This is a genomic window from Alteromonas sp. 14N.309.X.WAT.G.H12, from assembly GCF_036697315.1.
Taxonomy (GTDB): domain Bacteria; phylum Pseudomonadota; class Gammaproteobacteria; order Enterobacterales; family Alteromonadaceae; genus Alteromonas.
In genome coordinates this window covers 1-18,075 of sequence record NZ_JBAHZB010000069.1, presented here as the reverse complement: position 1 = coordinate 18,075, position 18,075 = coordinate 1, and the positions used below count along the sequence as shown (strand labels likewise).

The window sequence follows — 18,075 nt, the reverse complement described above, 5'->3', positions numbered from 1 at the left end:
AGTTATAACATCACCATCATTGCCGGCTCCATGCCGGTAGTTGAAGACGAAGAACTCTATAACGTTAGCTACCTGTGCCGACGGGATGGCACCACCGAGAGCCAATATAAAATACACCCTACTCCCCATGAGAAAAAAGATTGGATAATGAAAGGAGGCAACGCCTTAAGTGTGTTTGATACCGATTTTGGTAAAATCGGTATTCTTATATGCTACGACGTTGAATTTCCGGAGCTTGCCAGAATTCAATCTGAACAAGAGATGCAAATTCTATTTGTCCCCTTTTGGACAGACACCAAAAATGGTTATTTGCGGGTTCGTCGTTGTGCCCAGGCCAGAGCCATCGAAAATGAATGTTACGTGGTCATCGCCGGCAGCGTGGGAAATCTTCCCAAGGTCGATAATGTTGATATTCAGTACGGACAAACGGCGGTATTTTCGCCGTCGGATTTCTCTTTCCCGCATGATGCCATTGTCTCGGAAACCACCCCCAACACAGAAATGACCTTAATTGTTGATCTGGATTTAGACAAACTGACGAAACTCCAAAATGAAGGGTCGGTTCGTAATTATCTGGATCGACGTAGAGATCTGTATCGGGTACAGTGGTTAGGCGATGATCAATAAGCCCAATTAGCGTGATACACCTAGGGCAAACGCTAAACAAACTGTCACGGGCGTTTCGCCCTTGTTATTTTATATAAGGAATGGTATTGATTATGGATTCACGCTACCATTCCGTGGGTAATCACCTGATATTTTAGTAGTTCCGTTATCAAAAGAGAAAGTATGTCAAACGATTCAAAAAACGATGATTTTCCAACCATTCGATTGGATGAAGAAGATCGTCGCGATTATCAGCAAAAAAAACACCCCCATGTTGGCAAAGCATCAGCTACGCCTTCCTCTTCAGACGCTACTACCTCATCAGCTTCTCAAAAAGGAGGAAACGGTGGGTGGTTGGTACTCATCGCTTTGGTGGCTCTGGGCGCCTGCGGCGGTTGCTACTATTTGTATACCCTTTTACAACAGCAAAAAACAGAAGCAAGCCAAGCCGAAGCCCGTATCTTACAGTTAGAAAAGCGATTGTCTGCCACAGGTGAGGAAATCGGCGAATCCACCGTAGCCTTGCAAGTTAAAGTCAGTGAACTGACGGATAAAAGCAATGAGTTATGGGAGCAGATGGACAAACTGTGGGCTTCAGCGTGGCGTCGTAACCAAAAAGAAATCACTGAATTGGGCGAAAAGCTGACGAAAACGGACACCACCCTCAACGCGTCTATTAATAGCCTGAAAGAAAGCACCCAAGGGCAACAAAGCAAGCTGGCAGGATTAAATGACCAAATAAGTGGTTTAGCGGATGAAATCTTGTCTTTAAATGTACAACTTGAGCAAGCTGTGAGTGACAAAAACAGTCAAACCCAGCAGGTTAAAAACCTTACCGATAAATTGTCGGTACTGGAAAACAGAAACAACAGTCTAGCCAGTCGTATTAATGAATTAGAAGACGAGATTCGGGAAATTGCCACCAAGGTGGTAAGCCAACCGTCCTCAAGTGCAAGCCCGGCCGCTACCCCAACTCAGTAGTGGCCTAAGGGGTCAGTGCCTTGATAACCTTGTGAACAAGACAAAGTGAAGAGACAAAAAAAGCGCCATAAGGCGCTTTTTTTGTTTGAAATCGTGTCTTAGCGACGCAGACCCAAACGCTTGATCAGATCAAGATAACGCTCTGCATTTTTACCTTTTAAGTAATCAAGCAGTTTACGACGCTGGCTAACCATGCGTAACAGACCACGACGAGAGTGGTGATCTTTCTTATGATCAGAGAAGTGACCTTGCAATTTGTTGATGTTGTGCGTCAACAAAGCAACTTGTACTTCAGGTGAACCAGTATCACCTTCTTTTACGCCGTATTCAGCAACGATTTTCGCTGTTTCTTCTTTACTTAGTGACATAATAATCTCCTGGTTAAATTAAATTTCGCCGATCACTAATTCAGCGAAATTATGAGAGCGCGTATTATAACGAGGCGGAGATGATACGCAAGCTAAATCCTTACTCGGTGGGTTGATAGACCACTCTGCGCTTAGGTGAAACAAAGACATCCTGTTTTCCTGCTGCCGGTTGATCTTTGGGAGCCACAACCCCTTCTCCCACGCCGAGGAAAAGTTGTGCGTCATCCTGACCGAAATAAACGCGGTACATCTGTCCTTGCTGAAACGATTCACCCGCCCTTGGTGCCACACTTTGGCCATGTTCAAAGCGATCAAACCCCGGTTTGTCCACTACCACCGCAGGTAAAGATAACACCGCCGTGTCCATCGGTAATAATAAGGCATCAAGGAGGCCAAATTGCCCTTCATCTAATGATCCTTCCAATTCAATGAGCGCATCAAGGCCCACCATTTTTTCGGTGGGATAATTCGCCACTTCGGTGCGATGCAACCGTGTCACATAAGCGCCACAAGCGAGTTGCTGACCAATATCGTCAACCAAAGAACGAATATAAGTACCTTTACTGCAGCGCACTCGCATTTCCACATTGGGCAAGGCGATATTTAAAATATCCAAGCTATAAATGGTAATATCACGGGCTTCCCGTTCCACGGTAATGCCTTGACGCGCGTAATGATAAAGGGGTTTCCCTTGGTGTTTTAATGCAGAAAACATCGACGGGATCTGCTTACTCTGCCCTTTAAACTGCTGACAAACAGCCAATACCGTCTGCTCGTCCACCGCCACCGGTTTTTCTTCCACCACATCACCATCGGCATCAGAAGTGGTGGTTCTCACACCCAACTGCATGGTGACTTCATAGGTTTTATCCGCTTCTAACAGAAACTGAGAAAATTTCGTGGCCTCACCCAAACAAATGGGCAGCATGCCGCTGGCGAGGGGATCTAGCGCGCCGGTATGACCGGCTTTCGCGGCCTTATACAAACCGCGCACTTGCTGTAAAATCTGATTCGATGAACCACCGGTGGGCTTATCAAGCAATAAGATACCGTTAATTGCCCGCCCCTTGCGACGTCTTCCCATTTAGTCCTGCTCTTCGTCTTTCTGTTTTTTCTCTTCGTCTTTAGCAATGGTTTCCGACACTAGGTTGGAAATACGCATACCTTCAAGTATGGAATCATCTCTAAAGAAATGAAGATCGGGTACACTACGCATACGTAAACGTTTCGCTAATAGCGAACGAATAAAGCCTTTGCTATCCACGAGTTGTTTAGTATGAGCTTTGGCTTCAGCCTCTTCTGCTCCATAAATGGTAACAAAGATTTTAGCGTGAGCCAGATCCCGGGACACCTCCACGTCGGAAATGGTGATGAGCGGCATATCGCCAACCCGGTGTTTGTATTCATTTTGCAGAATGCTGGCAACTTCTTTATGAACCTGTTGCGCCACTCTGTCTGTACGAGAAAATTCCCGTGCCATTATTCGCTCCTTATTCCTGTACATAACGTAACAGGGACAAAAACGGGGGCTGTTGCCCCCGCTTTACATTACATGCTTATTTCGCACTAAATCTGGCGAGCAACCTCAATAATTTCGAAGACTTCGATTTGGTCACCCACTTTGACATCATTATAGTTCTTAACGCCAATACCACATTCCATTCCGTTACGCACTTCGTTCACATCATCTTTAAAGCGACGCAATGATTCAAGTTCCCCTTCATAGATAACCACGTTATCCCGAAGTACCCGGATAGGATTGCTACGTTTAACATTACCTTCGGTAACCATACAACCTGCGATGGCTCCCAGCTTAGGCGATTTAAATACGTCACGTACTTCAGCAAGACCGATGATTTCCTGACGGAATTCAGGTGCAAGCATACCGCTCATTGCCGCTTTCACTTCGTCTATCAGATTATAGATGACGCTGTAATAACGAAGGTCAATTTCTTCATTTTCAATCACGCGGCGAGCCGTTGCATCGGCACGGACGTTAAAACCAAGAATAATGGCCCCAGATGCCGCAGCAAGAGTCGCATCGGTTTCGGTAATACCACCCACACCGCTGCCCACAATGTTGACTTTCACTTCACTGTTAGACAGTTTAATCAACGACTCTGAAATCGCCTCTACAGAACCTTGTACGTCAGCTTTAAGCACAATGTTCAATTCGCTCACATCGCCAGATTCCATGTTGGCAAACATGTTCTCCAGTTTTGCTTTTTGCTGACGGGCCAGTTTCAGTTCCCGTTTTTTCTGGTGACGTTTTGCGGCAACTTCACGGGCTTTACGCTCATCTTGTACCACGACTGCGTCTTCACCCGCTACAGGGACACCTGACAAACCAAGGACTTCTACTGGCGTCGATGGACCGGCGACTTTCACTTCCTGGCCATTTTCATCGCGCATGGCACGAACACGACCGTATTCTTCACCACACAGTAAAATGTCGCCGCTGCGCACTTCACCTTCCTGGATCAAGACAGAGGCGATAGGACCACGCCCTTTATCCAACCGGGATTCGATAACAATCCCGCGACCTGGGCCTGTTGCCACAGCTTTAAAGTCCAGTACTTCGGCTTGCAGATTAATCGCTTCAAGCAAATCATCAATACCCATACCGGTTTTCGCTGACACGTTACAGAACTGATGTTCACCGCCCCACTCTTCAGAAATAACTTCTAATTGAGACAGTTCCGTTTTCACCCGATCCGGATCGGCAGCTTCTTTATCCATTTTATTCACCGCAACAATTAACGGTACACCCGCAGCTCGTGCGTGTTGAATCGCTTCTTTTGTTTGCGGCATCACACCATCATCGGCGGCCACCACTAACACAACGATATCCGTTGCCGTGGCACCCCGTGCACGCATGGCCGTAAAGGCGGCGTGTCCTGGTGTATCTAAGAAGGTAATATCACCGTTATCTGTATGCACTTTATAGGCACCGATATGCTGGGTAATCCCACCGGCTTCACCATCGGCTACCTTGGCACGACGGATATAATCAAGTAATGAGGTTTTACCATGGTCAACGTGACCCATAATGGTAACAACAGGAGCCCGTGTCACTTTATCACCGCCACTGTTTTCCGCCATCAGCTCGTCTTCTAGGGCATTGTCATTAACAAGTTCATACTTGTGACCCATTTCTTCGACGATAAGTACGGCGGTATCTTGATCAAGTACCTGGTTAATGGTCGCCATCTCACCCATTTTCATCATGGTTTTAATGACTTCCGTTGATTTAATAGCCAGACGGTTTGCTAATTCGCCTACCGTGATTGTGGCGCCTAATTTCACCACTCGCTCGACTGGTTGTGCCGGCTTATTAAAACCTTGCTTCAAATGTTCTCCCGCATTTCTCTTAGATTTCTTACGACGTCTGGAAGAACGCTCAACTTGCATGTCTTCTTCGTCTTCGGCTTCCTGAGCATAGCGGTTTGAATGCATGTGAACATCGGCGGCTTCTTCCCGCTTACGACGTTCTTCTTCTTCTTTCCAGCGACGTTCATTCTCTTCAGCTAATCTACGCGCTTCTTCTGCTGCGCGCTTCGCTTCTTCTTCGAGTTTTCTTTGGGTTTCTTCTTCCTGTTGTTTACGCAGACGTTCTTCTTCCTGACGGGCTTTTTCTTGCTCAGCTTTTTCTTCTGCCGATAATTCGGGCTCTTCAGGCTGTTTCACAGACTCTTCCTTACGGGCTTTTTCTGCGGCTTCTTTTTGTGCACGCTCTTGCTCGGCTTTTTTCTTCGCTTCTGCTTCTAACCGCGCCTTTTCTTCTGCTGCCTTACGTTCTGCTTCCTTGGCGGCCTCCTCTGCAGCTTTCTGCTCAGCTTCCAGTCTTGCACGTTCTTCTTCTAAACGCGCTTCCTCTTCGGCTTGCTGCTGCTCGTCAACGTCAGTACGTTTTACATAAGTGCGCTTTTTACGCACTTCGACTTTCACGGACTTCGACTTACCCACACTCAGTGTACTGGTTGTCTTGCGCTTTAACGTCATACGAGTCGGCTCGCTGCTGGTGCCATGTTGTTTACTAAGGTGGTCAAGCAACTGGCGCTTTTCATCCTCAGTTACAGAATCATTTTCTGCCTTTGTAATACCGGCATCTTTAAACTGAGTTACCAGTCGGTCAACGGTCGTTCCAATATCACTGGCGAGCTTTTCAATCGATACTTCTGCCATTTTTGTCTTTTTCCCCTTATTGACCTTCTTCTTCACCAAACCAGACAATATTCCGTGCCGCCATAATCAGTTTCCCGGCGTCTTCCTCGGTCAATCCTTCGATATCACTAATATCATCTGTTCCCTGCTCAGCCAGCTCTTCAAGGTCAGTAATTCCACGGCTAGCAAGGACATAGGCAATGTGTTTGTTCATCCCTTCAAGGCTGAGTAATGCCTCTGTAGGTTCTGAACCTTCTAAAGACTCTTCATTCGCCAATGCTCGGGTTGTTAACGCTGCCCGGGCACGGGTTCGTAATTCTTCGATGGTTTCTTCGTCTAGGCCATCAATAGCCAACAGTTCGTTGACTGGCACATAAGCAATTTCTTCCAGCGTACTAAAACCTTCATCGGCCAGTACAGCGGCAAAGTCTTCGTCAATATCCAAACCGGAAACGAAAACCTGAAGTACTTTCGCTGTTTCTTCTTCGTGCTTTTTGTTCAGATCATCAATGGTCATGACGTTCAATTCCCAACCCGTCAATTGACTGGCTAAGCGCACGTTCTGACCGCTTCGACCGATGGCCTGAGCAAGATTATCCTGTTCAACCGCCACATCCATGGTGTGACTGTCTTCGTCTACCACGATGGAAGCAACTTCGGCCGGCGCCATGGCATTTATCACGAACTGGGCTGGGTTTTCATCCCATAACACGATATCCACACGCTCGCCGCCAAGTTCTCCTGATACGGCTTGTACACGAGAGCCACGCATCCCCACACAAGCACCCACAGGATCTAAACGCTTATCGTTGGTTTTCACCGCAATTTTTGCTCTGGAACCAGGATCCCGCGCGGCGGATTTAATTTCCAGTGTTTCTTCGGCAATTTCCGGTACTTCCAAGCGGAACAGTTCCACTAGCATGTCTGGGTGAGTACGACTGATAAACAATTGTGCGCCACGGGCTTCTGGACGAATAACGTATAACAAGCCTCGTACGCGGTCTCCTGGACGGAAAGTTTCACGAGGAAGCATGTCATCGCGGTAAATAACGCCTTCAGCGTTATTGCCTAAATCGATAATAATGTTATCCCGATTTACCTTTTTCACGGTACCGGTAACCAGATCGCCGACTCTGTCTTCGTATTCTGCCACCATTTGCGCACGTTCAGCTTCACGCACTTTTTGGACAATAACCTGTTTGGCCGTCTGTGTAGTAATACGGTCAAATTTTATGGATTCAATTTGCTCTTCGATATAATCCCCCAATTGCACATCGGGTTCGTCTATCTGCGCTGCAGAAAGGGTAATTTCCGCATAGGGATTTTCCTGTTCTTGATCGTCAGGAATAACAGCCCAACGACGGAAAGTATCAAAATCACCTGTATTTCTGTCGATGCTAACGCGCACTTCTATCTCACCATCGTTTTTCTTTTTGGTTGCGCTTGCGATAGCAAATTCCAGTGCTTCAAAGATCTTTTCTCTAGGCACTTGTTTTTCATTTGAAACGGCTTCCGCCACTAACAAAATTTCTTTATTCATTTTCGCCTCACTGATGCTTTCGTTACTCGAAAGCGGGTGCTGTTCCATTAGTCAAATGTGGGAACAATGTTTGCTTTTTCGATATTCGCCACAGCTAACTGGAACTGCTGGCCATCCACGTCAATACTGATCATGCCATCTTCACATGACAGTAACTTGCCTTTGAAATTACGTCGGTTATCCATAGGAACCGTAAGTCTGGCCTGAATGATTTCTCCTACTGCGTCTTCGTAATGACTCGCTTTAAACAGCGGACGGTCTAAACCCGGCGACGATATTTCCAGGTTATATTCCGTATTAATAGGATCTTCAACGTCCAGAATGGCACTCGCCTGATAACTGACCTCAGCACAATCATCAACGGAAACGCCGTTTTCATGATCGATGAAAACACGAAGAATGGAATGTTTGCCTGCGCGGACAAACTCCACACCTACCAACTCATAACCCAGGGCCTCAACACCAGGTTCAAGCATGTCGGTCAGTTTTTCTTCAAGCTTTGCCAATCCTTACCTCCAAAAATGAAAAAAGGGCGGAACGCCCAACTACTGAATCCAACCTCAAAAAAGGCCAGAACTGATTAAATACAACAAAAAGCCCCGGACTAGCGGGGCTTTTTATACAAAATCTTCCCCTTCTGCCTAAGACAGATGCAAACTAACGGGGTCGTTCAAACACAACGTGTGTTACCTAGGTTTGCAAAAACATCGTAGCCGCGTAAATCTCAGTTTTGGCACTGAAATCAGCCCGCACTAGAACTACGTGGCACGCATTATACTGACACTTAACACAGATAGCAACTTACGCAAGCACACTTATTCATTATCATTAAAACGCGCTTTGATCGTTAATAACTCATCGAGGTTTTGTCTTAATAAAGGAACCAGTGCAGGATCGAAGTGCATACCACTTTGCTCTTCGATATATTTTAAACTGCTCTCGACGCTCCATGCTTCCTTGTAGGGACGCTTACTGGTTAGTGCATCAAACACGTCGGCTAATGCCACAATGCGCCCTTCTATGGGAATATCTTCGCCCGCCAAACCTTTCGGATAACCTGACCCGTCCCATTTTTCATGGTGGGTTAACGATACAACTTTGGCCAGGACAATGAGTTGGGAGTCATCATCACCGAGTATTTCCGCACCAATTTCCGGGTGCTTTTTCATAACGGCAAACTCTTCTGCCGTAAGTTTACCCGGCTTCATCATAATGCTATCCGGTATACCGATTTTACCAATATCATGCATGGGCGCGGCGTGCAGTAGCAGCTCGGCGCGCATAGCAGAAAACCCCGCGGCCGTGGCAATTATTTTCGCGTAATGGCTCATACGCAGCACATGCATCCCGGTCTCGTTATCTTTGTATTCCGCTGCCCGGCCTAACCGCTGTACTACCTGCAAACGGGTACGCCTTAACTGATCAGTCTGGGCCAACGATAAATGGTTTTTTACCCGCGCTTTAACCACCGGGGGCGAAATGGGTTTAGTGATATAATCCACACCGCCCACGGAAAAGCCTTCGGCTTCATCAGTGGCATCATTCAGCGCGGTAACGAAAATCACGGGGATTTCTTTTAACGAATCGGTGGCCTTTAACTGCTTACAGGCGTCAAACCCCGTCATGCCCGGCATCATCACATCCATCAGGATCAGATCAGGCAGCTGATCCTCTGCCAGCTTGATTGCTTCGGGGCCATTCTTCGCAAAGTAGAGCGTATAGTCATGTCCTAATAACTGCTTTAATACGCGCAAATTTACCGGTTCATCATCCACCACCAAAAGCCGGGCTTTTTCTACTTCGTTCATCGCTCTACTCGCTTGTTTCCAGCTCTTCTATAATTTGTTCAAGTTGCAGGGCACCGCGTTCAAATTCAAAATCATCAATGTCTTGTAATACGCGCGTTACCCGGGAATCTAATGGGCCGTAATTTAACCCCTCACAAATTTTATATACCCCTTCATCCAACCGGTTTTCCCTAGTTAATGCTAACAGTTGCTTTAAGGGCGGTAACACTTCACTCGGAGCATGGCCCAGATAATCAGAGGCGAGATGAATATCCGCTTCAACGCTATCTAAAATACGTTCGATTTTCCTTAATGCAGCGGCGATAGCTGCAATATCATCTTCACTAAAGGCGCGGTTATGGATCTCACGTTCATATTCCTCAAACAATACCATTAAATAGGTTAGTCCCAGGTTCCCGCACACCCCTTTTAATCCGTGTAACTGCTTATCTAATTGCTCATATTGCTCTTCTTTCAGCGACGTTTTAAGGTCACTCATCCAGTCACCAGCGCCCTGAATAAACTTTCTAATTTCACGTTCAAAAGTATCTCTGTCGCCCCAAAGCTGCTCGCCGCGGGTATAATCAATATGGGGCGTCACAGGAGAGCCATCTTTGTGTCTACCACGGCTCGTATCGTTATAGACGTTCACATCAATATAACCAAGCACCCGGGCAATTTCTGTTTGCAAAACAGGAAAATCAATAGGCTTATTGGCAAAGCCTTCCATGCCCGCGTCAATGGCATCTAATTTATCTTGCACCAACACACTGGCCGTCAAGGCTATAATAGGTAGACGGGGGCGCCCATTCTCCGCTTCCCATTGACGCCAGATTTTCGCTGCCGTTAAACCGTCCATCACCGGCATTTGTAAATCCATCAACACCACATCAAAGTGCTGAGCTTTCATTTTATCCAATGCACGCTCACCGTTTTCCGCCACCTCAACGCGATGGCCTGCCCGTTTCAACAACAGGCTCACTAAATCGACGTTTTGACTAATATCGTCCACCACCAGCATATCCATCGGCGGCAGCGACACGGCCCTACTATGTTGTACCCGACGATTTGCCACTGGCTTTAATGGCAAGGTAAAGGTGAAGTTGGTGCCTGTATTGGGTTCACTGGTGGCGGTGATTTCGCCTCCCATGAGTTCAACTAACTGCTTGCTTATAGTAGTGCCCAGCCCCGTGCCTCCATATTTTCGACTCATAGACACATCGGCTTGAGCAAAGGCATCAAATACCTTGTCTAGCTGAGGTTGGGTCATGCCAATACCACTATCAGTCACTGAAAACGAGATATCCCCTGAAGGTTGCTGATATACAGAGACATCGACCTTACCTTTTGCAGTAAATTTTACCGCGTTGCTAATCAAGTTGCCTAAAACCTGACGAATACGTTCAGGCGCACCATGATAGATGTCTGTTAACGAGGATGACACATTGACATTTAAGTCTAGTCCTTTCTTTTTCGCCTCAAGCCAAAACGTCGACACCACAGTGTCGATTTCTTCGGTGAGGGAAAAGTCTCGATATTCAATTTCCAGCTTGCCTTTATCCAGCTTCGCACTGTCTAAAATATCATTGAGCAAATGCAGTAATGAGCGCGCCGAGCGATTGATGGTAGTTAAGTGCTTGTATTGGCCATCGGTCAATTTTTCATCCAGTAATATATCCGAAAAGCCAATAATGGCATTCATGGGGGTTCTGATTTCATGACTCATGTTAGCCAGGAAACTGGCCCGGGCCGCGGCTGCTTGTTCAGCGAATTCTTTGGCCCTTTCGAGTTCTTCTTCAATGGCCTTACGAGAAGTAATGTCCATGATAAACCCATCAACCCAGCTGCTCTGACACTCCTCGCTACTCACCACACAGCCGTATTCCCTTACCCACTTAATCTCGTTATTTTTTGCCACTATGCGATATTCTATAAGAAATTCCGCTTCTTGCTTACGAGCTTGCTTATACAGCATGAGATCAGGTTCATAGACTAAATCGGTTAAAGATAAGGGGCGGTTGCCATCGGTAAAGGCAGTGGCGGGATACCCAGTAAGATCGGCCACCGCGTCACTGATAAATTCAATGGGGCGTCCTTGGGTGTTCATACTACGGTAGGCAACGCCGGGGATATTGTGAAAAAACGAACGAAACTTCGCTTCGTTTTCTCTTATGATTTGTTCCATCTCCATACGCGCGCGATTGTCGCCAATAATCACAATAAACACGTTCTTATTACCTAACTGGGCATAACCGACACCCACGCGAACGGGGACTTTTTCACCGTCGCTATTCAACGCATACGCATCCCGGCTGACGCCTACAATTTTTTCGCCATCGAGTTCACCTTGCTGCTTAAAAAACTGCTCGTTGTACTTACCACGCCTATCTGGTGGAATAAGTCGATGAATAGAATGGCCGGTAAGGGTGTCGTTATCCCAGCCCAAAATACGGGTGACGGCCTTATTCATGGTTAAAACACGGCTGTCTTCGTCGATAGTTAAAATCCCATCTACGGCAGTGTCCATCAGCACCAATTGGGTACGGCGGCTGCTTTCTGCCTTTTCGGAAATATCCATATAGCGAAATAAAAGCGTTAGAAAAAGCACTGCGCCGACCATCAATAAGGTGAAGAAGCTCACATAACCGGCCAGTACATAACTGATAGAGCTACTTTGTGCGCTGGTTTCCATCCCTGGGGGCGCCACAAAGCGGGCGGCCAACATACCAAAATAATGCATCCCAGTTATCGCCAACCCCATAACAACACTGGCCAACATGTTGATCCCTGGTAGTTTTCGGCGCGCCATGAATCCAGACAATCCATATTTGATCCATAGTGAGAGCATGGCCAATAAGATCGCCACAAAAATAGACAGGGAAAAATAGAATAGGTCATAACGCAATAGTGGCGTCATGGTCATGGCGGTCATGCCAGAGTAATGCATTGCGCCAATCCCCCCGCCCATTAATATCCCAGCCAGTAAAATCTGTTTTACCTTAACGTCTCCACTACTTAGGCTTCGCAGTGCCACAAAGGCAGCAAAGACACCGGGAATAAACGACAAAAAGGTACGGGGGGCGTCATAGGACACAGGCGCACATAATTCAAAGGCCAACATACCGATAAAATGCATGGCCCAAATGCCTACGCCGAGTGCAAGGCTGCCTAGCGCAATGAGGATATGTCGGCGTGTAGAATGATGACTCTCAGAGGTATGAGTGGCAACTCGAAAGCCGGTGAATGAGGCTACAATGGCGATACAGACGGACAGCGCCACCATAGGCAGAGAATACTCGCCGGTAAGTAACAACGCCGTATCTGGAACGACAAAAAGAGAATGCAGCCAATCGACCATAATACGCCTAAATGAGTTAATCAGTCTATATAGGCTATCAGGTATGGATCGTGATAAATACATGTCCCCGGTGAATGTAAGACGTTTTTAAGTATGTAAAATAACAACAAGGTGTCAAAACACACCTGCTATCGGTGGATCGATTTATAGCAACGTCAGATTAAGCGACAAACGTGTTTGTTAGCTAAAGTGAGATTACAGCCATTGTGTTTGAAGGAAAAAGGATTTTAGAAACAAGAACGCAATGCGAACGCAATATGCATTAAGGATAATTAAATGATTGTGCTATTAACACCAGAAAGTGCTAATTAGAATTGGTTGCGGGAGCTGGATTTGAACCAACGACCTTCGGGTTATGAGCCCGACGAGCTACCAGACTGCTCCATCCCGCGTCCGTATTACTTCTCAGCTTAGCGTTTCCGCCTTGCCTCTGAGTGGTGCGTATTATACATAGGCATTAAGCCATAGCAAGAGGAGATGCAAAGAATATTGCATTTTTTTGACTAGATGGACAATAAACCAACATACCGCCTACTAAGCAATCAATTTGTTGTCAGGTTTTCCATTTTCTGCGCCAAAAGAAAGTCCTTTGCTGTTAATCCCTTAGCATCATGGCTGGTTAATACCACGTCCACCCGATTATACACATTCTTCCATTCTGGATGATGATTCAGTTTCTCTGCCCATAACGCCACCTGGCTCATCCAGCCAAAAGCACGAATAAAGCTTTTGAACCGAAATGTCTTACTAAGGGTGTGATCCACCAACCGCCATTGAGACCCTTCGTCTTTCTGACCATTTAATTGGGCTAATAAGGATGCAATCTCGCTCTGTTGAAGTTTTTCCGCCATTATGATGATCCCCGTTGCAATAACTTCCTTTAATTTCCGCCGTTAAAAGCCAAGAAGCAAATAATCAACAACATTTTTATCCTCCGCAGCGGTAAGTAGGCTTTACAAGCCATCAAGATCCTGTGCGCTTTTTACTCCCATGAACAGAAAATTTTACACACCCTACCCCGCCCGCCCAAACATCTTGAAATAATATATATAAATATCATGTTGTTACATGCAAAAGCATAAAGGAACATTTATTGAATAGGGATATATAACGAGTTCGTACGCCACTTAGCGACATAGGAAACGCCATGGAATTTCCACAAATTGATAAGGTTTCAGCTTTGATCAACGAAAAGCTGCAAATGTGGCTAGAGCAAGGCATTAAACATTTGCCGAATATCGTCGTTGCTATTTTTATTGCCATCATTTTTGGGGTGTTAGCAAATTTATTGGGTAAAATTGTTAAACGCGGACTACGACGTGCTTTTGAGTCTCGCCAAATTGCCGACCTACTCACCTCCATATTAAAAGCTGCGTTTATTTGTGCCGGATTATTTATTGCTCTTGATTTTGTGGGTTTACAGGGCACAGTCACCTCCTTATTGGCCGGAGCCGGTATTGTTGGTTTAGCCATTGGTTTTGCCTTCCAGGATCTCACTGAAAACTTTATTGCCGGTGTTGCCATGGGAATTAGAAAGCCCTTCGAGATAGGTGACGTTATCGAAGCCGACAACGTCTTTGGTAAAGTAGAAGCCATCAACCTTCGCAACACGCTGGTGACGACCTTTTTTGGTCAACGGGAGATCATTCCCAATAAAATACTGTTTAGGAACATTCTTACTAATTACAGTGTGATGGGTTATCGCCGGTTAGAGGTGCCAGTGGGGATCTCCTATGCGGATGATCCCAATCATGCCAGAGATGTGTTAGTCAATGCGCTAAATGAAAAGGCGTATGTGGCAAAAAAAGACGAGACCAATGTCTTTGCTGCCTCTTTTGGAGACAGTAGCGTAAATTTACTTGTGTGGTTTTGGATGAAATATCCTGGCCCCCACAATTTTATGGAAGTGCGTCACGACGCCGTTGTGACCATTCGCCAGACACTCGATGATGCCGGTATTCTTATCCCCTTCCCTATCCGAACTATCGATTTTGATGCCAAGGGCGGCAAAACACTCGATACCATGATATCCGCATCACGCCAATCCACTTCTGAACAACAATGAGGATCTTAACAATGAAAGCATTAACAGGCAGTAAACGTTTACGGGTTCGTTATATGTTTATTTTAACGTCATTTATTAGCGGTTTAATGGGCGGTTGCGCCACAATGGAAGGGGCTGGTAAAGACATTCAGTCGGCAGGGGAATCCTTAGAAGAAGCCGCGGAAGACAACGATGGAAATTAGCGCCTGCGCCATTTTGTTATAAATATGAATACGCAATATTTTTATTTAAACCAATCGTGCGCTTTGGGTATCCCCTCAGTGCGCGAACTTCAAAAAAAGATAAAATATAACAATATTTCAAATATTTACGCCAAATCTTGGTGTATTCGTTTAAAAATGAGTTTTTCACCCTCGCTACTGTTGTCAAAGACAATGAGATAAAAAACAAACAAATTTTTACGATCTGTTTTAAATTTCAAAATCCAATAAACATTAACATTTACAATAAATACAAGAGCTTACAAAAATTTCATAGCAAATGCTCACCATACCTAAAGTATAATGCCTAATACTTTAGTATTTGCACCGTTATTTCCTACCTTTCTTTTTTAACGTTTAATTGATCTCGAACAAACAACAACATTCAACTTTATCGAGGAATTAACCATGTTGAAAATCGTTAAGACTTCTCTTGCTATTACAGCTTTAGGCCTTGGATTTGCAGGTGCTGCGCAAGCAGACATTAACGACGCACTTGCTAACATTTGTACTATTGTGCAAGCTGATGACAAGGGCGAACTTCGTAAAAAAATTCGTCTGGTAGAATCTGATTATCGCCTTAAACTACGCGATTACTATTCAGGTATCTCCTGTGGTGGCAATAGCTTGATCCGCACAGCGATATTAAATAACGCCGTTGAAGCCGGTACGCTTCTTGTTAAAAAGATGCCTAAAGATGACCTAAGCACACCTGAAAAGGATGGCAAAACTTTACAGGCCTGGGTATCAGAAAGTGGTCACCAGGACAGCCCTATCGCAGAAGTATTAGCTAAGCGATTATAATAAAAAATGCTAATTTTTCACACCATTTCAACATGGTAGCAGACGTCTGTCTGCACTAAAAAGCGGCGGAAACGCCGCTTTTTTCCTTTAGCGTACACATCAAGTCACCAATGAGCGAATGCGCCGCCATAAATGCAATGAGTTCAGTCTTTAGACTTGCGTATAAATAAGAATACCTGTGTATTGAGAGATAGATTCATTTTTGTACAAGATTCTCATTTAATGGTCCATGAAAACACAACAGATTACCTTAGGATTGTTTTCCAACCAGGTATGAAGAGGTAACGTTATGAAAAAACTTGTTCAATATGTCATGCTCGTAAGCACCATGGGTGTTTCATCCTTGGCTGTCGCAGAGGAATTCAACGTTAACGGTAAACCACATGGTTCAAACCCATCTTTTGAATTAAACAAGAAAGAGCGACAACACGTTGACCTAACTTCAGCGCTCCCCTTCATGTCAGCTCAAGAAGCTCAGCAGCTAAACACTGACTCAAATGCGCAAGTTAATAAACCCGGTTTATTTAAATCATTGCCCGAACCGGTGATGACAGCTAAATCGTAAAATTCCAGCTCCCCTTTATCTTGTTATCTCGGCAATAAGGGGCGTCGATAGTCAAGCGTAACCGCGAGGCGGGTTGCCTTCCTCTTGTTTGCTGATCACGGCAACAGTCCTGTCTGGACGCCCATTATTACAAGCTCACCATTACAACTCTGCACCACCCAGCGAATTACCAAAGTTTGCACGAGATCAATAAATTACTGATTTTTACCCGATACACTGGCGAGGCATTGTTAAAAATGAGAATTTTATGTCTATCAGCGATCTATTTAATCCCACTTTATTAAGCAAATACAATATTAACGGTCCACGATACACCTCTTATCCTACCGCATTGGAATTCGGTGAAATCGCTGATGCAGAACCGTTATTATCAGCCCTTAGCCAATCAAAGACAAAAGGGCTATCCATTTATATCCATATCCCTTTTTGTCATCAGCTTTGCTATTACTGTGGATGCAATAAAATTGTCACCCGACATAGAGAAAAAGCCGATCGCTATCTCGATTATCTCGAAATAGAAATCCAGCAAAGGGCCAAGCATTTTTCCTTACATCAGGTACAGCAAATTCATTTAGGTGGCGGTACGCCTAGCTTTTTAACTGAAACCCAACAGGTTCGGCTAATGGATTTACTGAACACCCATTTTACCATTGCAGAAAATGCGGAAATCGGTATTGAAGTGGATCCCCGGCGTATGACCACCACCCATTTAAAGCATTTAGCCAGCTTAGGTTATAATCGCCTTAGCATCGGTGTCCAGGATACCGATTACAAAGTGCAAAAAGCCATCAACCGCGTACAAAGTACTGAGCATGTTGCCCATTTAACCCAATTTGCTCAAAAAAACGGGTTTAAGTCAGTAAACCTTGATTTGATATATGGTCTTCCTCATCAAACACCGGAAACCTTTGCAAAAACGCTTTTGGATGTGAAAAAAATGCGTCCAGAGCGAATTTCCCTTTTTAGTTACGCCCATTTACCCGCCCGGTTTGCAGCCCAACGAAAAATCAAAGATCATTGGTTGCCATCGGCGGTAGAGAAAACCCAGCTCATGAAACAAGCCATGAAGAGTTTAACTGAAATTGGCTATGTACTCATCGGTATGGATCATTTCAGTTTACCCACCGATGAGCTTGCCGTGGCACAGGAAAAAGGCCAATTACATCGTAATTTTCAAGGTTATACCACCGGTGGCGATCTCGATCTACTCGGTCTTGGGGTGTCATCCATCAGTGCTGTGGGTAATGGGTATTTGCAAAATCCGAAAACACTCAATAGCTATTATGGGAAATTAGACAATCAACAAGATCCCACCGAAAAGGGCGTATTTTTAACCGATGAAGATTTATTACGCCGCTATATTATTCAACAGCTTATGTGTAATCTTTCGTTGTCCTTTGCCGATGTGGAAGAGCGCTTTCACATCGATTTTCATGCCCAATTTGCTTCTGAGCTTATGACATTACGAGAATTTGAACAAGACGGGATATTGCAGATCTCATCAACGGGCATCACGGTGGCAAAACATGCTCGACTGTTTATTCGCATTGTTTGCATGACCTTCGATAGTTACTTGCAAAATGAATCAAACAAGCACCGCTATTCCCGGGTTATTTAATTAAAAAACTACCGAAGTT

At 45.3% G+C, this 18,075-nt stretch carries 16 protein-coding genes and 1 tRNA gene; 7 read left to right on the top strand and 10 right to left on the bottom strand.

Annotated elements, in window-relative coordinates:
- The coding region (locus V5298_RS14960; protein WP_332932253.1) for a carbon-nitrogen hydrolase family protein at positions 1-627 on the top strand (627 nt) is incomplete at its 5' end.
- 162 nt (positions 628-789) lie between these two features.
- On the top strand, positions 790-1,587 hold the full coding sequence (locus V5298_RS14955; RefSeq protein ID WP_332932252.1) for a hypothetical protein: 798 nt from the start codon (positions 790-792) through the stop codon (positions 1,585-1,587).
- Positions 1,588-1,685: 98 nt separating this feature from the next.
- Here the strand turns inward: V5298_RS14955 and rpsO are convergent, their stop codons facing one another.
- The 10 genes from rpsO to V5298_RS14905 form a co-directional block, all read right to left on the bottom strand.
- Positions 1,686-1,955, bottom strand: coding sequence for a 30S ribosomal protein S15 (gene rpsO, locus V5298_RS14950; RefSeq protein WP_216028087.1), 270 nt, complete (start codon positions 1,953-1,955; stop codon positions 1,686-1,688).
- Between the two features lie 100 nt (positions 1,956-2,055).
- A complete protein-coding gene (truB, locus tag V5298_RS14945) occupies positions 2,056-3,039 on the bottom strand; it encodes a tRNA pseudouridine(55) synthase TruB (RefSeq protein WP_332932251.1) in 984 nt (327 codons plus the stop codon).
- The gene (gene rbfA, locus V5298_RS14940) at positions 3,040-3,435 is read right to left on the bottom strand and encodes a 30S ribosome-binding factor RbfA (protein ID WP_332932250.1); all 396 of its coding nucleotides are present in this window, start codon (positions 3,433-3,435) and stop codon (positions 3,040-3,042) included. It lies immediately after the preceding gene.
- An 86-nt stretch (positions 3,436-3,521) separates the two neighbouring features.
- On the bottom strand, positions 3,522-6,140 hold the full coding sequence (gene infB / locus V5298_RS14935; protein WP_332932249.1) for a translation initiation factor IF-2: 2,619 nt from the start codon (positions 6,138-6,140) through the stop codon (positions 3,522-3,524).
- 16 nt (positions 6,141-6,156) lie between these two features.
- Positions 6,157-7,659 carry a transcription termination factor NusA gene (gene nusA, locus V5298_RS14930; RefSeq protein WP_332932248.1) on the bottom strand — a complete coding sequence of 501 codons (1,503 nt, stop codon included), beginning with the start codon at positions 7,657-7,659 and terminating at the stop codon, positions 6,157-6,159.
- 47 nt (positions 7,660-7,706) lie between these two features.
- On the bottom strand, positions 7,707-8,165 hold the full coding sequence (gene rimP, locus V5298_RS14925; RefSeq protein ID WP_332932247.1) for a ribosome maturation factor RimP: 459 nt from the start codon (positions 8,163-8,165) through the stop codon (positions 7,707-7,709).
- Between the two features lie 309 nt (positions 8,166-8,474).
- Positions 8,475-9,467, bottom strand: coding sequence for a response regulator (locus V5298_RS14920; protein ID WP_332932246.1), 993 nt, complete (start codon positions 9,465-9,467; stop codon positions 8,475-8,477).
- Positions 9,468-9,471: 4 nt separating this feature from the next.
- On the bottom strand, positions 9,472-12,804 hold the full coding sequence (locus tag V5298_RS14915) for an MHYT domain-containing protein (RefSeq protein ID WP_332932245.1): 3,333 nt from the start codon (positions 12,802-12,804) through the stop codon (positions 9,472-9,474).
- A gap of 315 nt (positions 12,805-13,119) precedes the next feature.
- Positions 13,120-13,196: transfer RNA gene (locus tag V5298_RS14910), tRNA-Met, on the bottom strand.
- A 150-nt stretch (positions 13,197-13,346) separates the two neighbouring features.
- Positions 13,347-13,655 (bottom strand): 4a-hydroxytetrahydrobiopterin dehydratase, encoded by a 309-nt coding sequence (locus V5298_RS14905; protein ID WP_332932244.1) that lies wholly within the window; start codon positions 13,653-13,655, stop codon positions 13,347-13,349.
- A gap of 296 nt (positions 13,656-13,951) precedes the next feature.
- Here V5298_RS14905 and V5298_RS14900 point away from each other — a divergent pair, with 296 nt between their 5' ends.
- The 5 genes from V5298_RS14900 to hemN all read left to right on the top strand — a co-directional run bounded on the left by V5298_RS14900 (position 13,952) and on the right by hemN (position 18,056).
- Complete coding sequence (locus V5298_RS14900) at positions 13,952-14,869, top strand: mechanosensitive ion channel family protein (RefSeq protein ID WP_332932243.1); 918 nt, start codon at positions 13,952-13,954, stop codon at positions 14,867-14,869.
- An 11-nt stretch (positions 14,870-14,880) separates the two neighbouring features.
- On the top strand, positions 14,881-15,051 hold the full coding sequence (locus V5298_RS14895) for an entericidin A/B family lipoprotein (protein ID WP_332932242.1): 171 nt from the start codon (positions 14,881-14,883) through the stop codon (positions 15,049-15,051).
- Positions 15,052-15,477: 426 nt separating this feature from the next.
- The gene (locus tag V5298_RS14890) at positions 15,478-15,873 is read left to right on the top strand and encodes a DUF3718 domain-containing protein (protein ID WP_332932241.1); all 396 of its coding nucleotides are present in this window, start codon (positions 15,478-15,480) and stop codon (positions 15,871-15,873) included.
- Between the two features lie 289 nt (positions 15,874-16,162).
- Positions 16,163-16,438, top strand: a complete 276-nt coding sequence (locus tag V5298_RS14885; RefSeq protein WP_332932240.1) for a hypothetical protein — start codon at positions 16,163-16,165, stop codon at positions 16,436-16,438.
- 247 nt (positions 16,439-16,685) lie between these two features.
- On the top strand, positions 16,686-18,056 hold the full coding sequence (gene hemN / locus V5298_RS14880; protein ID WP_332932239.1) for an oxygen-independent coproporphyrinogen III oxidase: 1,371 nt from the start codon (positions 16,686-16,688) through the stop codon (positions 18,054-18,056).
- The last annotated feature ends 19 nt before the right edge of the window (positions 18,057-18,075 follow it).